This window comes from Lentzea sp. NBC_00516 (assembly GCF_036346835.1).
GTDB lineage: Bacteria > Actinomycetota > Actinomycetes > Mycobacteriales > Pseudonocardiaceae > Lentzea > Lentzea sokolovensis.
This window is the reverse complement of the sequence record NZ_CP107840.1, coordinates 5,377,514-5,393,012: the sequence shown is the minus strand read 5'-3', so window position 1 is coordinate 5,393,012 and position 15,499 is coordinate 5,377,514. Positions and strand designations below refer to the sequence as shown.

The window sequence follows — 15,499 nt, the reverse complement described above, 5'->3', positions numbered from 1 at the left end:
CCAATCACACAAGGCGACGAATTGGCGCGTACGTCTCAACCGGTTCATTGGTCAGGAAGTCAACGATCATCGCGTTGCACAGCGCGGGTTTCTCGTGCAGCAGGCCGTGTGACGTGCCTGGAACGACTGCCAGCTCGGCATTCGGCAACGCCCGGTACATGGCCGTGGCGTGCTCCAGCGTCACCTCGTCGTCGTCGCCGATCATGATCAGCGTCCGGTTCGGGAGTTTCCCGAGATCTGTTTCGGTCAGAGCCGGCGAACGGCGGTGCATCGGCGTGAGTTCCGTGGCCGGGTCCCAGCCGTCGTGGTGGTAGACGCCGCACACGACCACAAGCCGTTGCACGAGATCAGGTCTTAGCACGGCCGTGAGCAGCGCGATCGTGGCGCCGTCGCTGCAGCCGAGCAGGTGGGCAGGTCCGGTCCGTTCCAGGAACTCGATCGTCTCCCGAGCCATCTCGGTGTGGTCCTGAGTGGCCTGATCGACGCGATGGGGCGCGTGCAGGGCGAAGTCGGCGAGAGCGTCGAACTGCGGCCCGAACGCTGAAGGGTCCGCGCCGCCGGGGTGCAGAAGTACGAGTGAGTCAGCCATGCGCGTGTAGACCTTCCCGGGAGGCGATACTCATCGCTGTGCGATCTATTGGTTTGGTGACGTTGGTGGTCCGCGACTACGACGAGGCGATCCGCTTCTACGTGGAGGGACTCGGGTTCACGCTGGTCGAGGACACTCCGCAGGGCGCCAAGCGCTGGGTCGTGGTGTCGGCGGGCGAGGGGGCGTCGCTGCTGCTGGCACAGGCTGACACAGGTCTGCAGCAGGCACGAGTGGGCGACCAGACCGGTGGCCGCGTCGGGTTCTTCCTGAACACCGACGACTTCGACCGTGACCACGCCCGCATGGTCGCTTTTGGCGTGCACTTCCGCGAGGAGCCGCGTGACGAGGTCTATGGTCGCGTGGCCGTGTTCGAGGACCTCTACGGCAACCGCTGGGACCTGTTTCAGCCCGCCCGCGCCTGACCGGGCGACACCCCGACGATCCGTTTGAACGCCCGGCTGAACGCGGCCTCCGACTCGTAGCCGAGGCCGCGGGCGATCTCGCTGACCGTGCTGTCGCGGTCTTTCAGCCTGTTCATCGCCACGTGCATGCGCCACCGCGTGACGTAGCGCATGGCCGGTTCGCCGACGAGTTCGGTGAACCGCGCCGCGAACGCCGACCGGGACATGGCGGTCTGGTGCGCGAGGCGTTCGACGGTCCACGGCTGGGCGGGATCGCGGTGGATCAGCGCGAGCGCCTGCCCGATCTGCTGGTCCTGCAACGCGCCGAGCCAGCCGGTGCGCGCGGCCGGGTCGTTGGCGAGCCACGAGCGGATCGTCTGGATCACCAGCACGTCCGCGAGCCTGGTGATGACCGCTTCGCCGCCGGGCCGCACGGCTTGAGCCTCGGCGGCCATGAGGTCGATCGTGGCGCGCATGTCGTCGGCGCGCCGCACGTACAGCACGTTCGGCAATACGTTGATGAGGTGCTTCGCGGCAGGATGGTCGAAGCGGACCGCGCCACACACGAGGTGCGTCATGGCACCATCGCCGCCGTGTCGCAGGATCGCGTAGTTGTCGGTCTCGAACTCGTGCGGCAACGTCGTGACGATCGGCGACTCCGCGTCGCCGTGGAAGAGCCGGTGGCCCTGACCGCCGGGGACGAGCAGCACGTCGCCGGGTTCGAGCGAGGTGACCTGGCCGTCGACCTCGACGTCGCATTGGCCGCTGGTGAGGACGTGGAACCACAGGCAGTCCGCCATGTCAGGCATCGTCAGGCCCCACGGCTCGGTGAGTTCGTTGCGGCAGTAGAAGGTGCCGGACATCCTCAACAGGTGCAGTGCCTCGCCCAGCGCGTCCGTCATGGCGTTGATTCTGGACGAACGAGCAAGCTCGCGCGATGAATTGTCATTGAGAGTCCGGCGCCCGCAGGTCAGAGTGAGTGGCATGGGGACAATCACGCTGATCGCAGCCGCTGCTACCGGTCTGATGGCCGGAGTGTTCTTCGCCTTCTCCGTCGCCGTCATGCCTGGTCTCGCCGACCTGCCCGCCGAGCGGGCCCGCGAGGCGATGCGCCGGATCAACGCGCGCATCCAGAGCCCGGTGTTCCTGCTGGTGTTCCTCGGCACCGCCGTCCTGTGCGGCATCGAGGTCTTCCAGGGGCGGATCGTCGGCGGCCTGGCCTACATCGTCGGGTCGTTCCTGCTCACGATGCTCGTCAACGTGCCGATGAACAACCGTCTCGAACGGACCGACGACGCCTACTGGCCCGAGTACCTGCGCACGTGGACGATCTGGAACCACCTGCGCGCGTTGGCCTGCCTCGCCTCGATGGTCATCCTGCTACTCGGATTCTGAGGCCGTTCTTGGGGCGCATCGCGGCGAGGCCGGTCGGCGTGAGGCGCTGGGGGAGCAGTTCGGGTTTCGGCCGTTGCAGCAAAGCTTTCAGCATCACGGTCAGTTCGGTCGTGGCGAGCCCGGCACCGACGCAGCGGTGCGGGCCGCCGCCGAACGGCAGGAACTCGTGCGGCGCAGGCTTGGTCTCCCAGCGGTCCGGGTCGAACTTCAGCGGGTCCGGGAACACCTCGGCCAGCCGGTGCGTGACGTATGGGCTGTACAGCAGGAACGTGCCCTGCTTGATCTTCTTCCCGGCGAACTCGAACGACTGCGCGGCGACCCGCGCCGAGACGACTGCCGGCGGGTACAGCCTGAGTGTCTCGTTGACGACGTTGGCCAGATAGTCGTCGTCCTGCTGTGCTCGCTCCCAGACCCCGTTGTGCCGCAACAGGTTGAACACCGCCCACGCCATCGCGCCACTGGTCGTCTCGTACCCGGCCGCGATCAGCGTGACGATCTGGTCGCGCACCTCCAGGTCGCTAAGCCCGTCGCCCTGCACGAGAGAGGTGAGCACGTCACCGGCCGTTTTGCCCTGACGCGTCTCCTCGATCGCCTTGTACACCCGCGCGTCAACGGCTCGGCGCGCTCTCATCGCGTTGCGCCAGGCCGGGGCCTTCATCGTTCTCAGCACCTTGACGACCGCCGGGTTGCGGTCGATCAGGTTGATCAGCACCTGCAGGTGCGCGCCGAAGAAGTCCGAATCCTGCGCCAGCTCCTCGCCGAACAGCGCGTGGATCGTGCTGCGCCGGATCGCCCTGCGGCACTCCTGGTAGGCGTCGACGGTCTCGCCCGGCCGCCACGCGTCGATCGTCGCCTCCGCGTTGGCCCGCATGACCGGCACGTAGCTCGCGATCTGCCGATGCGCCAACGCGGGCTGCACGAACCGGCGCCGCCGCTTGTGGTCCTCGCCGTCGCTCACGATCAACGACGTGGGCCCGTCCACCGGCACCAGCGACTGGAACGCCTGCTCCACCTCGAACAGCTCGGAGTTGCCGAACACGAACTGGTTCGCCTCCGGCCCGAGCAGGTAGGTGTACGGCCCCACCCGCACGACCGGTCCGAACCGCCGGTGCAGACCGGAAAGGAGATCGGCCTGCCGGTACCGCACGACGTCCGGAATCATGGCGCTGACAGTGCCACACCGCACCGGGGGACGGTTCGCAACGGCAGCACGGGTTTCACTGCCACGATCGACGCGGGCCACCGGATCCACAGCACGCGGCCCGCCGACTTCCGCGACGCCGTGCCGCGGTTCCTGCCCTGACGGCCAAGCGGCTCACATCGATTCGCTTTCGGGTGAAGGTCGTGTCATCCCGAACTACTTTGCGAGATCCTTTCGCCGGGTCGGGGGACTCTCTGCACGGAAGGCATCCTTGATGTCCCGAGCCAGGCTCGCGATGGCACTCACCGTCGGCCTTGTAGGCGCGAGCGTCGTGTTAGCTCCGTCGGCACTCGCCGACCACTTCGTCTCGAAGACGTTCAATCCCACCGGCGGCGAACAGACCTACACGATCCCCGCGGGCGTCAAGAAGCTCCACGTCGTCGCCATCGGTGGACGCGGCGGCCAGGGTGCGGACGGCGGCGACGACTCGCGCCCGAGCGGCAGACCTGGCCACCGGGCCGAGGCGGACCTGGCCGTCCCCACGGGCGTGACGCAACTGGTGGTCGGCGTGGGCCAGAACGGCGGCGACGGCAACGGCGCGACCGGCGGCGACCCCGGCTACGGCGGCGGTGCGTCCGGCGGTTTCGGCACCCCGTTCGCGGGCGGCGCGGGTGGCGGCGCGAGCGACGTGCGGATCTGCTCAGGACAGTCGTGCGACAAGGTCGTCGTGGCCCCGGGCGGCGGAGGCGGCGGCGGGCGCTGCTTCGCGATCGGCTGCCTTTCCGGCAACGACGGGGGCAACGGCGGCGACAACAACGGCGGCCCGCCCGGCATCCCCGGCCCAGGCGGATTCCCCGGCTTCCCGGGCATCTTCGGTCTCGCCGGCGTAGGCGCGCCAGGCAACCCCGCGACCGCGGGCGGTGGCGGCGGGGGAGGAGGCGGCGGTGGCTGGTACGGCGGCGGAGGCGGCGCGTCCGGCTCCCAGGCGCCGACCCCGCTGGCCGTCGCCGTGGACGGCGGCGACGGCGGCCACGGCTCCGCACGGGCAGGCGCCGGCGTCTCGAACTTCTCCGCGGCGGAAACCGCCGCCGAGCCGTCCGTGACCATCAGCTACCTGGTCGAATCCACCGCGATCACCTACACCGGCCCCACGTCCGGCTTCACCGGCGACCCGGTGACCCTCTCCGCCCGCCTCACCACCGCGACCGGCCCGGTGCCAGGGGCCCAGTTGGTGTTCCGGCTCAACGCCGACGAAACCTGCGTCGGCACCACCAACCCCGACGGCGTCGCGACCTGCTCGATCACCCCGGCCGAATCCGCGGGCAACTACCCGCTGGCGATCGGCTACGGCGGCGACGTGACCCACCAGCCGTCGAGCACCGAGGTCCAGTTCGCGGTCACCCGCAAACCGACCACACTCACCTACACCGGCGCCCTGACCGGCGACTTCCACGACCCCGCAACGGTGTCCGCCCGCCTCACCCTGACCGGTTCCGGCACCCCGGTCACGTCCCAGCCCGTGGTGTTCAAGCTGAACAACACCGAAACCTGCACAGGCACCACGAACGCCGACGGCGTGGCCGTCTGCTCCCTCACGCCCGGCGAACCGGCAGGCACCTACCAGCTGACCGCGACGTTCACCGGCAGCAAGGCCCTCCTCCCTTCCGGTGCCACCACAGATTTCGCGGTGACCAAAGAAGAAACCAGCCTGACCTACCTAGGCGACACCAAGGTGGCCAACGCCGAACCAGCCCGCCTGGCAGCCAAGCTGACCGAAGACGACGCCACTCCCGTCTCCGGACGCAGCATCCAGCTCACCCTGGGCGGCACCCAGTCCTGTGTGGACACCACCGACGCCGCAGGCCTGGCGGAGTGCACGATCGCCTCCCCGGACCAACCGCTCAACGCCGCCGCGACCGTCCCAGTGACAGCAAAGTTCACCGGCGACCAGTTCTACGAACCGAGCACCGCCTCCGCCACGCTCGCCCTGCGACACATGACAGGCCGAGGCTTCGGCCTCTCCGGCAAGGCAGCGGGCCTCACCGTCGCGCCGACCCCGGACACCGGCGAAGTCCGCACGGCCCAAGCCACCACCACCGCACCACCTTGCGCCGCAACGATCTCAGCCCCGGTAGGAGCCTGGGCGCTGTGCACCTCGGTGACCACGACCCTGGCCCCCGGCACCTCGACCACCCGCACGTCCGTCGCGGAACTGGGCGTAGGCCTGGTGGCCCTGCGAGACGTGGTGGCAACCTCCCGCAGCACCTGCGGCGCCACGACCGGCAACGTCACCATCGGTGCGCTGACGGTCGCCGGCCTCCCCGTCACCGTGACAACGGCACCCAACACCACGATCTCGTTGCCCGGCGGCAAGGTCGTGATCAACGAACAGGTCCCGGTACCCGGCGGCCTCAAGGTCAACGGCGCCCACATCACGCTGCCCGGCGTGGACCTGGTGGTGTCGTCCGCGACCTCGGCCATCCACAACTGTTAGTCCTCGAGGGAGGGGTCAGTTCGTCACCGCCAGCGCGAACGGCAGTACCGCGGACACCCCCTCCTTCCTGAGCATCCGAGCCGCCACCGTCATCGTCCACCCGGTGTCGATGTGGTCGTCCACCAGCAGAACCGGACCGTCCACGCCGGACAGGTCCGGCACCTCGCCCGCCCGCACCAGCCCGGCCAGCCGCTGCGCGCTGTTGGCCCGGTGCGTCGACTCACCGAGCCACACGGTGCCCAGGAACGGCAGCCGCCCGATCGATGCGATCTTCTGCCCGAAGCTGCCCACCAGCTCAGGGCGCCGGCGCGAGCCGACCGTCACCACGCCGACCGGCCGTTCGTCCCAGCCCCACGCCGTCAGCACCTTCACACAGGCCGCGAACACGTCGTCCGGGATCTCGCGGTCGGCGCCGTCCGCGAGCAGGTCTCGCAGCCGGTTGCCCCAGCCGATGTCGGTGAGGCGGCCGAGCGCCCTGCCGGTGGCCGCCACCTCGCCCGCCGGGATCTTGCCGGACAGCGGGACACCGATCGCGCCCATGCCCGTCGGCCACATCTTGCGCGGCGCCACGTCCAGGCCGGGACGCAGCAGCCGTTCGCGGGCAGCCTCCGCCGCCACCTCGGACACCTCGACCGACAGCCGCTCGCCGGTGCAGTTGTCACAACGCCCGCAGTCGTGCGAGGTCGGGTCGTCCAGCTGGTCCTGCAGGAACTTCATCCGGCACGAACCGGTGCGCTGGTACTCGATCATCACCTGCTGCTCGGCCTTGCGCGCCTCCGCGATGCGCGCGTACCGCTCACCGTCGTACTCCCACGGCCGGCCCGTCGACTCCCAGCCGCCGCGCACCCGCCGGACCGCGCCGTCGACGTCCAGCACCTTCAGCACCACCTCGAGCCTGCCGCGCGACAGCTCGACCATCGGTTCCAGCGCCGCCGTCGAGAGCGGTTTGCTCGCGCCGTCGAGCGCGGACAGCACCTGCCGCACCACCACCTCTGGCGGGAACGCCAGCGACGTGAAGTACGCCCAGATGTCGCGGTCCTCGTGCCCCGGCAGCAGCACCACCTCGGCCCGTTCGACGCCACGGCCCGCGCGACCGATCTGCTGGTAGTACGCGATCGGGGAGGACGGGGCGCCGACGTGCACGACGAACCCCAGGTCCGGCTTGTCGAACCCCATGCCGAGGGCGGAGGTGGCGACGAGCGCCTTGACCTTGTTGCCGAGCAGGTCCTCCTCGGCGCGTTCCCGTTCGGCGGGCTCGGTCTTGCCCGAGTACGAGGCCACCGCGAAGCCCCGTGAGGCGAGGAACGCGGCGATGTCGTCCGCCGCCGCGACCGTGAGCGTGTAGATGATCCCGGAACCGGGCATGCGGTCGAGCTGTTCTGCCAGCCACCCGAGGCGCGACTCCGCCGTGGGCAGCACGGCGACCGACAGACGCAGGCTGTCGCGGTCCAGCGGCCCGCGCAGCACCAGCGTGCCCTCGTCCGCGCCGAGCCCCAGCTGCTCGGTGACGTCGTGGACCACCCTGTCGTTGGCCGTCGCCGTCGTCGCCAGCACCGGTACGCCCGAGGGCAGCTCCGTCAGCAACGTCCGCAGCCTGCGGTAGTCCGGCCGGAAGTCGTGGCCCCAGTCCGAGATGCAGTGCGCCTCGTCGACCACGAGCAGACCCGCCGACGCCGTCAGCGACGGCAGCACCGCATCGCGGAAGTCAGGGTTGTTCAGCCGTTCCGGACTCACCAGGAGCACATCGACCTCGCCGGCCGCGACCTGCTCCTGCACGGTGTCCCACTCGCCGGGATTCGCCGAGTTGATCGTCACCGCGTGCACACCGGCCCGCGCCGCCGCGTCGATCTGGTTGCGCATCAACGCGAGCAACGGCGACACGATGATCGTGGGCCCTTCACCGAGCTGACGCAGCAGCGCCGTCGCGATGAAGTACACGGCCGACTTGCCCCAGCCCGTGCGCTGGACGACGAGAGCCCGGCGGCGTTGCGCCACGAGGGTGTGGATCGCTGTCCACTGGTCCTCGCGCAGCACCGCCTCCGGGCCCGCCAGTGCCCGGAGCCGTTCCTCCGCCAGTTCTCGCAACGCGATGTCGTCCATGAGGCGCAAGCTTGCCAGGCTGTGCCTGTCGGCCGCTGCTTCGCAGACGGCGGCGAGTTCGCCGGGAAGTCGGTCGTCCGGCCGAATCGCCCGCGCCGAATTGGGCTTCGCCGAATTCGGCACGTGCGGTTGACCGGACGACCGACGCGAACTCGCGATGTCGTCATCCATGGCAGCAAGCCTGCCAGGCAGGTCTGACAATTGTGATTGTCGCAGGTCGTAAGCTGTGTGGCGTGACTGATGACCTGCGCGATCAGGTGCACGCGGCAGCTCGCCGCGCCCGTGTCGCCGCCGACGAACTAGTCCTCGCCACCCGTGAGCGCAAGGACACCGCGCTGCTCGAGATGGCCGCCGCGCTCCGCAAGCGCGCGCCAGAGATCATCGAGGCCAACCAGAAGGACCTCGAAGCAGGCAGGGCGGCGGGCCTTCCGGAGAACATCCTGGACCGTCTCACGCTCACCGAAGCTCGCATCGACAGCGTCGCCGCGGGCCTGGAAACCGTTGCGGGACTTCCGGATCCGGTCGGCCAGGTGATCACCGGCGGCATCCTCCCGAACGGGCTGGAGGTCAAGCAGGTCCGCGTCCCGATGGGCGTCGTCGGCATGGTCTACGAAGGCCGCCCGAACGTCACGGTCGACGCCGCCGGTCTCGCGCTGAAGTCGGGCAACGCCGCGCTGCTGCGGGGTTCCTCGACCGCCGAGAATTCCAACACCACGCTCGTCGCCGTCCTGCGCGACGCACTCGAAAGCGTGAATCTGCCGCCCGACTGCGTGCAGCTCCTGCCGTGCCACGACCGCGCGTCCGTCACGCACCTCATCACCGCCCGCGGCTTGGTGGACCTGGTGATTCCGCGCGGTGGCTCAGGTCTGATCAACGCCGTCGTCGAACAGGCGACGGTTCCCACGATCGAGACCGGCGTCGGCAACTGCCACGTCTACGTGGACGCGAACGCCGACCTCGACATAGCCGAGGCGATCGTCCTCAACGCCAAGACGCGGCGCACGAGCGTGTGCAACGCGGCGGAGTCCCTGCTGGTGCACAAGGACGTGGCGCACGAGTTCGTCCCGCGCATCACCAAGGCGTTGCAGCAGGAGAGTGTGACGATCCACGGCGACGAGCAGTTCGCGCAGCAGCCTGATGTGGTCGAGGCCAACGACGCCGACTGGGGCACCGAGTACCTGAGCCTCGACATCGCGGCGAAGGTCGTCGACTCGCTGGACGAGGCGGTGAAGCACATCGCGACGTACGGCTCCGGCCACAGCGAGGCCATCGTCACGAACGACGTGGCGGCCGCACGCAGGTTCACGGCCCGTGTGGACGCGGCGGCGGTGTTCGTCAACGCCTCCACGGCCTTCACGGACGGCGCGGAGTTCGGCATGGGCGCGGAGATCGGCATCTCCACGCAGAAGCTGCACGCTCGCGGCCCGATGGGCCTGACCGAGCTGACGTCCTCTAAATGGGTCGTGTGGGGCGAAGGACACACACGCCCGAAGGCGTAGCTCTACGTTCGGAGACATGGCTCCCACCTACCCGTTCTCCGAAACTGACGGCCTGACCCTCGATCCGACCTATGAACGTCTACGGCGTGATGAGCCCGTCACGCGCGTGACGTACCCGTACGGCGGCGAGGGTTGGCTCGTCACGTCCTACGAAGAGACGAAGTTCGTCCTGGGCGACCCGCGGTTCAGCCGTGCGCGCACGGTCGACCAGGACGTACCGCGGATGCAGCCCCTCATCGCACCGGGCGGGTCGATCCTCACGCACGACGGGGCGGACCACGCGCGCATGCGTCGGTTGGTGTCCAAGGCGTTCACGGTGCGCCGGATCGAGGAACTGCGGCCGCGCGCCCAGCAGATCACCGACGAGCTGCTCGACCGCCTGGACAACCCCGGTGACCTGGTCGAGGGCTTCACCATGCCGTTCCCGATCACGATCATCTGCGAACTGCTCGGCGTGCCGTTCGAGGACCGCGAGGACTTCCGCAAGTGGTCGAACCAGGCGCTGTCCACGGTCGGCGGCTACACGCCCGAAGAGGCGATGGACGGCGTGATGAAGCTGCACGCCTACTTCACCGACCTCGTCGCGAAACGCCGTGCGCACCCCACGGACGACTTGATGAGCGCGCTCGTCGCCGCCCGTGACAACGAGGACAGGCTGAGCGAGGACGAACTCGTCCGGTTCGGCATCACGTTGCTGGTCGCGGGACACGAGACGACGGCGAACATGCTCGCGAACAGCGTCGTGACGCTGTTCGACCACCCGGACACCATGAAGCGCCTCCAAGACCACCCCGAGACGTTGCCGAACGCGATCGAGGAACTGCTGCGGTTCATCCCGCTGGGCAGCGGCGCAGGCTTCCCCCGCATCGCGACCGAGGACGTCCAGGTCGGCAACGCGCTGGTGAAGGAGGGGGACGCCGTGCTGGTGGTCCTGTCGTCGGCGAACCACGACGAGGAGATGTTCGCCAACAGCGCCGAGCTGGACCTGGAACGCGAAGTCGGCCAGCACCTGCAGTTCGGCCACGGCATCCACTTCTGCCTCGGTTCGCAGCTCGCCAGGATGGAACTGCGGGTGGCACTCGGCACGCTGCTGCGCCGGATGCCCGGTCTGCGACTCGCGGAGCCCGTCGAGTTCCGCAAGGGATCGCTGGTCAGGGGCCCGCTGAGGCTTGTTGTGGCCTGGTGAGAAAAATCTTGGGCCAACCCGCGTAATGGGGGACCGGTCCGCACGTTCCTCCAGTGCGCGCGGCTTTGCTTCGGGGTAAGCCGCGACCCGAACGGCCCGTCCTCCCCCTGGGCCGTGCGGTGTGATCAGCACGACCGGCGTCAGGCCTCGGGAGCGGCCCGACGCCGGTCTACGCTGTTTCGATGCGCATCGGCGTCATGGGCGGCACGTTCGATCCCGTCCACCACGGCCACCTCGTGGCCGCCAGCGAAGTGCAGGCCAGGTTCGACCTGGACCGCGTGATCTTCGTGCCGACCGGACAGCCCTGGCAGAAGTCGTCGCGGGAGGTCTCCGCCGCCGAGGACCGCTACCTGATGACGGTCATCGCCACGGCCTCCAACCCCCGCTTCTCGGTCAGCAGGGTCGACATCGACCGTGAGGGCCCCACGTACACCGTGGACACGCTCTCAGACCTCAAGAAGCAGTACCCCGACGCCGACCTGTTCTTCATCACGGGCGCGGACGCGCTGGAGCAGATCCTGTCGTGGAAGCGCGCGGCGGACGCGTTCGAACTGGCCCACTTCATAGGTGTCACCCGTCCGGGCTACACGTTGAACGACCGGCACTTGCCGCCGGGGTCCGTGTCGCTCGTCGAGGTCCCTGCCATGGCTATCTCGTCGACCGGATGCCGCGCGCGTACTGCATCTGGTCAGCCCGTTTGGTACCTGGTCCCCGATGGGGTAGTCCAATACATCGCAAAAACAGGTCTGTACTCCGAGTCGTAACCACGTTCGAGTGGATTTTGCGTGCATCCGAGCGCTCGGGGAGCAACAATCAGCGGGTTGTTGCTGGTTCGTGGAAGGCAAGACTTTGGCTACAGGCACCGTGAAGTGGTTCAACGCCGAAAAGGGCTTCGGCTTCATCGCGCCCGACGACGGCTCGGCTGACGTCTTCGTGCACTACTCGGAGATCCAGTCCAAGGGTTTCCGTTCGCTCGAAGAGAACCAGAAGGTCGAGTTCGAGGTCGGACAGGGCCAGAAGGGGCCGCAGGCCCAGCAGGTCCGCCCGCTCTAAGGCTTCGGCACCGGTGAAGGCCACCTCAGGGCGCTGAGGTGGCCTTCGTCATGCGTGGGTGTGAAGTACACGTTGGCGCGCGCCGGTACCCTCAGTAACTCGTGTGGGCGTATCGACGCTCGCCGGAAGTCAGAGGAGTGACGTGGCAGCCACCGACGAGGCACGACGGCTGGCGCTGGTCGCGGCGAACGCAGCGGCCGACAAGAAGGCGCACGACGTGACGGTGCTCGACGTCTCCGACCAGCTCGTGATCACCGACGTGTTCGTGATCGCGTCCGCTCACAACGAGCGGCAGGTCGGCGCGATCGTCGACAACATCGAGGAGAAGCTGCGGGAGGCCGGCACGAAGCCGGTGCGCCGCGAAGGGGCCCGCGAGGGCCGGTGGGTGCTGCTGGACTTCGTGGACGTCGTGGTGCACGTCCAGCACACGGAGGAGCGCAGCTTCTACGGCCTGGAGCGGCTGTGGAAGGACTGCCCGCGCATCGAGTTCGAAGCGGACGTCCCCGCCGATTCCACGGCTGAATGAGGTAGCTGATGGCCCTGAGCCGGCTCGTGCTGTGGCGGCACGGTGAGACCGACTACAACGCGACAGGTCGTCTGCAGGGTCATCTGGACTCGGCGCTCACCGAGACCGGCTTGAACCAGGCCAGGTTCGCCGTGCCGGTGCTCGCCGGGTTCGAACCTGAGATCGTCGTGGCCTCCGACCTGCAACGCGCGCGCAACACCGCCGGCGTCTTCACCTCGTCGACGGACGTTCCGCTGCGGATCGACGAACGGCTGCGCGAGACCCACCTGGGCAAGTGGCAGGGCCTGAACGTGGCCGAGGTCGAGCAGGAGTGGCCGGGCGCGGTCACGGTGTGGCGCACCGATCCGACCTTCGCGCCGCCGGACGGCGAGTCGCGCGTCGAGGTGGCCGAGCGGGCCATCCAGCTGGTCAACGAGGTGGACGCGGAGTTCTCCGGCACTGTCCTGCTGTGCGCGCACGGTGGCCTGATCAGCGCGTTGACCGGGCGGCTGCTGGAACTGCCGGTGGCGAACTGGTCGCAGCTCGGCGGCATCTCGAACTGCCACTGGACCGTGTTCACCCGTCGCAACGACCGGTGGCGGCTGTCGTCGTACAACGCGGGCACCACGCGTTGAGACTGCTCGTCCTCGGGGACTCGCTGTCGTTCTTCGGACCTTCCGGGCCGCTGCCCGCTGATCATCCACGCCTGTGGCACAACATCTGTGCCGAGGCGCTGGGTGGATCGGCGGAGCTGGCGGCCGGGTTCGGGTGGACGGCGCGGGATGCCTGGTGGGCGTTGACCGGGGACCCGCGGATCTGGTCGTTGCTGCCTCGCACGGACGTGCTGGTGTTCGCGGTGGGCAGCATGGACACGTTGCCCTCGCCGTTGCCGACGTACCTGCGCGAGGGGCTGCGTTATGTGCGGCCGGACTGGCTGCGGCGTTGGGTGCGTGCGGGCTATCAGGCCGTGCAGCCGCGGTTGGCGCCGTACACACGCGCGTCGCTGCCCCCTGCGCTGACCGCGCGCTATCTGCGCGACATGCACAAGTCGGTCCGCAATCTTCAGTACACGATGCCGGCGGTCGGGATCGTGCCGTCGGTGCACCGCGCAGCTACGTACGCGTATGCGCATCAGGGGCACGCGGCTGCGGTTGCCGCTGTGCGCGGGTGGGCCGCGGGTGCGGGTGTGCCGTTGCTGAACCTGCCCGCCGTGATCGGGGAGCACGTGCGGTCCGGTGCCGGAAATCCGGACGGGATGCACTGGGGCTGGGAGGGACACGAGCTGGTGGGCAAGGCGATGGCGGAGTTGATCTCGTCCTTGGACACCATCTCGTCCGTGGCGTTGAGTCCCTCGGAGGAGTGAGCACCGTAGGCTCGTCGCTCGTGCGCATCTCCATCGTCACCGACTCGACGGCATACCTGCCTGAGGGGTTCGCGAAGCGCCATGCGATCACTGTCGTGCCGTTGCACGTGGCGGTGGACGGTGCCGGACGCCTCGACGGCGTCGACTTCGGTCCTTTCGAACTGGCCGCCGCCCTCGCCGAGCACCGCCGGGTGACCACGTCCCGTCCCACACCTGGCGAAATGGCCGCGGTCTACCGCGAGGCCTTGTCGTCCTCGGATGCCGTCGTGTCCGTGCATCTCTCTCGTGAGCTGTCCGGGACGTGGGAGGCGGCACGGCTGGCGGCGGAGGAAGTCGGCCCCTCGCAGATCCGCGTCGTCGACTCGCGGTCGACGGGCATGGGACTCGGGTTCTCGGTGTTGCGCGCGTGCGCGGCCGTGGCGGCTGGAGGTTCGCACGCCGAGGTGGAGGACGCCGCTTCCTCGGCCGCGTCCCAGACCCGGATGTTCTTCTGCCTCGAGACGTTGGAGCACCTGCGCCGAGGCGGCCGGATCGGCACGGCGGCGGCGCTGGTGGGGACCGCGCTGGCGGTGAAACCGTTGCTGCACATGGACGACGGCCGAATCGTGCCGCTGGAGAAGGTGCGCACGATCAGCCGTGCCGTGGGTCGCCTGGTCGATCTGGCGGCGGCTGCGGCGGGGGACGGCCCAGTCGGACTGGCCGTGCACCACCTGGCCGCTCCCGAACGCGCCGCGGAACTGGCGACCCGCCTGGACGAACGGCTGCCCGGCTCGACGGGATGCGTGATCTCGGAGGTGGGCGCGGTGATCGGCGCGCACACGGGCCCAGGCGTGCTGGGAGTCGTGGTGCTGCCGGGAGGACCGGACAGTCTCCCACAGACCCCCGACAATTCCCCGTCCTCACGGCCCGAGTGATCGCGACCTGTCCACAACCCGCGAGTAATCCACAGCCCCGGAGCCAACCCCACCTCCCCGCCCACCCCGCTCCGTAACGTCGCTCGCATGTTCCCCCGCTCCCACCAGGACACCCTCCCGACCGAACGCCTGGCCGCCCTGGCCGACAAGGTGAGAGCCGACCCGACCCTGGTCTACGCACGATCAGAGGACTCGGACGAACACGGCCCGCCTCGCCGCCGCCTCTCCCTGCCGCGCCTCCCACGCCGAGGCCTGCTGGCCTTGGGCGTGGCCGTGGCGTGCACGGTGATAGGCCTGGGCAGCTGGTGGCAGAGCCCCGCCGCCGAACCCGCCCCGGACCTGGCACTGGTGAGCACCTCGGCCCCGGCCCCCGAACTGGTCGTGAACGTGATCGGCGAGGTGGCCACGCCAGGCCTGATCACCGCACCGTCAGGCGCACGGGTGGCCGACGCCATCCGCCTGGCAGGAGGCATGAAACCGGGCACCGATCTCCACAACCTGAACCTGGCCCGAAAACTCACCGACGGCGAGCAGATAGCGGTGGGCGTCCCACCCCCGCCCCAAGGCGGCGCGGCCCAGGCCGGTGCGTCCCAGCCGAAGCTGAACCTGAACTCCGCCACGGCGACCGAACTGGACGCCCTGCCCGGCGTGGGCCCAGTGACGGCTCAGCGCATCGTCGACCACCGCGCCCGCAAAGGCCCCTTCGCCTCGGTCGACCAGCTTCGCGACGTGGAGGGCATCGGCGATTCGAAGCTGGCCAAGCTGGCCGATCTGGTCCACACATGAGCCTCGCCGTCCAAGTCCTGGCCCTCTACCACCGCATCAGGGCCCAGTACCGCCACCTGACCAGCCCATCGCT

Annotated in this window: 16 protein-coding genes; 12 read left to right on the top strand and 4 right to left on the bottom strand. The window is 69.1% G+C overall.

Annotated elements, in window-relative coordinates:
• Positions 1–4: 4 nt before the first annotated feature.
• The gene (locus OG205_RS23820) at positions 5–589 is read right to left on the bottom strand and encodes an alpha/beta fold hydrolase (RefSeq protein ID WP_330270305.1); all 585 of its coding nucleotides are present in this window, start codon (positions 587–589) and stop codon (positions 5–7) included.
• A 56-nt stretch (positions 590–645) separates the two neighbouring features.
• Here OG205_RS23820 and OG205_RS23815 point away from each other — a divergent pair, with 56 nt between their 5' ends.
• The gene (locus OG205_RS23815; protein ID WP_330270304.1) at positions 646–1,011 is read left to right on the top strand and encodes a VOC family protein; all 366 of its coding nucleotides are present in this window, start codon (positions 646–648) and stop codon (positions 1,009–1,011) included.
• Here OG205_RS23815 and OG205_RS23810 read toward each other — a convergent pair.
• Positions 993–1,892 carry an AraC family transcriptional regulator gene (locus OG205_RS23810; RefSeq protein ID WP_330270303.1) on the bottom strand — a complete coding sequence of 300 codons (900 nt, stop codon included), beginning with the start codon at positions 1,890–1,892 and terminating at the stop codon, positions 993–995. The genes OG205_RS23815 and OG205_RS23810 overlap by 19 nt on opposite strands.
• An 82-nt stretch (positions 1,893–1,974) precedes the next feature.
• Between OG205_RS23810 and OG205_RS23805 the strand changes: the two genes are divergently transcribed.
• Positions 1,975–2,385, top strand: coding sequence for an anthrone oxygenase family protein (locus tag OG205_RS23805; RefSeq protein WP_330270302.1), 411 nt, complete (start codon positions 1,975–1,977; stop codon positions 2,383–2,385).
• Here the strand turns inward: OG205_RS23805 and OG205_RS23800 are convergent.
• Positions 2,363–3,547 carry a cytochrome P450 gene (locus OG205_RS23800; RefSeq protein WP_330270301.1) on the bottom strand — a complete coding sequence of 395 codons (1,185 nt, stop codon included), beginning with the start codon at positions 3,545–3,547 and terminating at the stop codon, positions 2,363–2,365. The genes OG205_RS23805 and OG205_RS23800 overlap by 23 nt on opposite strands.
• A gap of 253 nt (positions 3,548–3,800) precedes the next feature.
• Between OG205_RS23800 and OG205_RS23795 the strand changes: the two genes are divergently transcribed.
• The gene (locus OG205_RS23795; protein WP_330270300.1) at positions 3,801–6,020 is read left to right on the top strand and encodes an Ig-like domain-containing protein; all 2,220 of its coding nucleotides are present in this window, start codon (positions 3,801–3,803) and stop codon (positions 6,018–6,020) included.
• A gap of 15 nt (positions 6,021–6,035) precedes the next feature.
• Here OG205_RS23795 and OG205_RS23790 read toward each other — a convergent pair whose 3' ends face one another.
• Positions 6,036–8,120: a RecQ family ATP-dependent DNA helicase gene (locus tag OG205_RS23790; protein WP_330278214.1), complete on the bottom strand. Its 2,085-nt coding sequence runs from the start codon at positions 8,118–8,120 to the stop codon at positions 6,036–6,038.
• A 200-nt stretch (positions 8,121–8,320) separates the two neighbouring features.
• Here OG205_RS23790 and OG205_RS23785 point away from each other — a divergent pair, with 200 nt between their 5' ends.
• From OG205_RS23785 to OG205_RS23745, 9 genes are all read left to right on the top strand, one after another.
• Positions 8,321–9,619 carry a glutamate-5-semialdehyde dehydrogenase gene (locus tag OG205_RS23785; protein WP_330278213.1) on the top strand — a complete coding sequence of 433 codons (1,299 nt, stop codon included), beginning with the start codon at positions 8,321–8,323 and terminating at the stop codon, positions 9,617–9,619.
• A 16-nt stretch (positions 9,620–9,635) separates the two neighbouring features.
• On the top strand, positions 9,636–10,805 hold the full coding sequence (locus OG205_RS23780) for a cytochrome P450 (protein ID WP_330270299.1): 1,170 nt from the start codon (positions 9,636–9,638) through the stop codon (positions 10,803–10,805).
• Between the two features lie 182 nt (positions 10,806–10,987).
• Positions 10,988–11,569: a nicotinate-nucleotide adenylyltransferase gene (gene nadD, locus OG205_RS23775; protein ID WP_319981660.1), complete on the top strand. Its 582-nt coding sequence runs from the start codon at positions 10,988–10,990 to the stop codon at positions 11,567–11,569.
• An 85-nt stretch (positions 11,570–11,654) separates the two neighbouring features.
• Positions 11,655–11,858, top strand: coding sequence for a transcription antiterminator/RNA stability regulator CspE (gene cspE, locus OG205_RS23770; protein ID WP_030468099.1), 204 nt, complete (start codon positions 11,655–11,657; stop codon positions 11,856–11,858).
• Between the two features lie 142 nt (positions 11,859–12,000).
• A complete protein-coding gene (rsfS, locus tag OG205_RS23765) occupies positions 12,001–12,384 on the top strand; it encodes a ribosome silencing factor (RefSeq protein WP_330270298.1) in 384 nt (127 codons plus the stop codon).
• 8 nt (positions 12,385–12,392) lie between these two features.
• Entirely contained in the window at positions 12,393–12,998 is a 606-nt protein-coding gene (locus OG205_RS23760; RefSeq protein ID WP_330270297.1) for a histidine phosphatase family protein, read from the top strand.
• Entirely contained in the window at positions 12,995–13,726 is a 732-nt protein-coding gene (gene octT, locus OG205_RS23755) for a diglucosylglycerate octanoyltransferase (protein ID WP_330270296.1), read from the top strand. Before OG205_RS23760 ends, octT begins: the two co-directional genes overlap by 4 nt.
• Before the next feature lie 20 nt (positions 13,727–13,746).
• Positions 13,747–14,640 (top strand): DegV family protein, encoded by an 894-nt coding sequence (locus OG205_RS23750; protein ID WP_330270295.1) that lies wholly within the window; start codon positions 13,747–13,749, stop codon positions 14,638–14,640.
• A gap of 87 nt (positions 14,641–14,727) precedes the next feature.
• On the top strand, positions 14,728–15,426 hold the full coding sequence (locus tag OG205_RS23745) for a ComEA family DNA-binding protein (protein ID WP_330270294.1): 699 nt from the start codon (positions 14,728–14,730) through the stop codon (positions 15,424–15,426).
• The last annotated feature ends 73 nt before the right edge of the window (positions 15,427–15,499 follow it).

What these genes read in the sequence shown, in the direction of transcription:
- OG205_RS23820 (WP_330270305.1), bottom strand. Translation starts at nt 589, where the DNA reads ATGGCTGACTCACTCGTACTTCTGCACCCCGGCGGCGCGGACCCTTCA.
- OG205_RS23810 (WP_330270303.1), bottom strand. Translation starts at nt 1,892, where the DNA reads ATGACGGACGCGCTGGGCGAGGCACTGCACCTGTTGAGGATGTCCGGC.
- OG205_RS23805 (WP_330270302.1), top strand. Translation starts at nt 1,975, where the DNA reads ATGGGGACAATCACGCTGATCGCAGCCGCTGCTACCGGTCTGATGGCC.
- OG205_RS23800 (WP_330270301.1), bottom strand. Translation starts at nt 3,547, where the DNA reads ATGATTCCGGACGTCGTGCGGTACCGGCAGGCCGATCTCCTTTCCGGT.
- OG205_RS23795 (WP_330270300.1), top strand. Translation starts at nt 3,801, where the DNA reads ATGTCCCGAGCCAGGCTCGCGATGGCACTCACCGTCGGCCTTGTAGGC.
- OG205_RS23790 (WP_330278214.1), bottom strand. Translation starts at nt 8,120, where the DNA reads ATGGACGACATCGCGTTGCGAGAACTGGCGGAGGAACGGCTCCGGGCA.
- OG205_RS23780 (WP_330270299.1), top strand. Translation starts at nt 9,636, where the DNA reads ATGGCTCCCACCTACCCGTTCTCCGAAACTGACGGCCTGACCCTCGAT.
- nadD (WP_319981660.1), top strand. Translation starts at nt 10,988, where the DNA reads ATGCGCATCGGCGTCATGGGCGGCACGTTCGATCCCGTCCACCACGGC.
- OG205_RS23760 (WP_330270297.1), top strand. Translation starts at nt 12,393, where the DNA reads ATGGCCCTGAGCCGGCTCGTGCTGTGGCGGCACGGTGAGACCGACTAC.
- OG205_RS23745 (WP_330270294.1), top strand. Translation starts at nt 14,728, where the DNA reads ATGTTCCCCCGCTCCCACCAGGACACCCTCCCGACCGAACGCCTGGCC.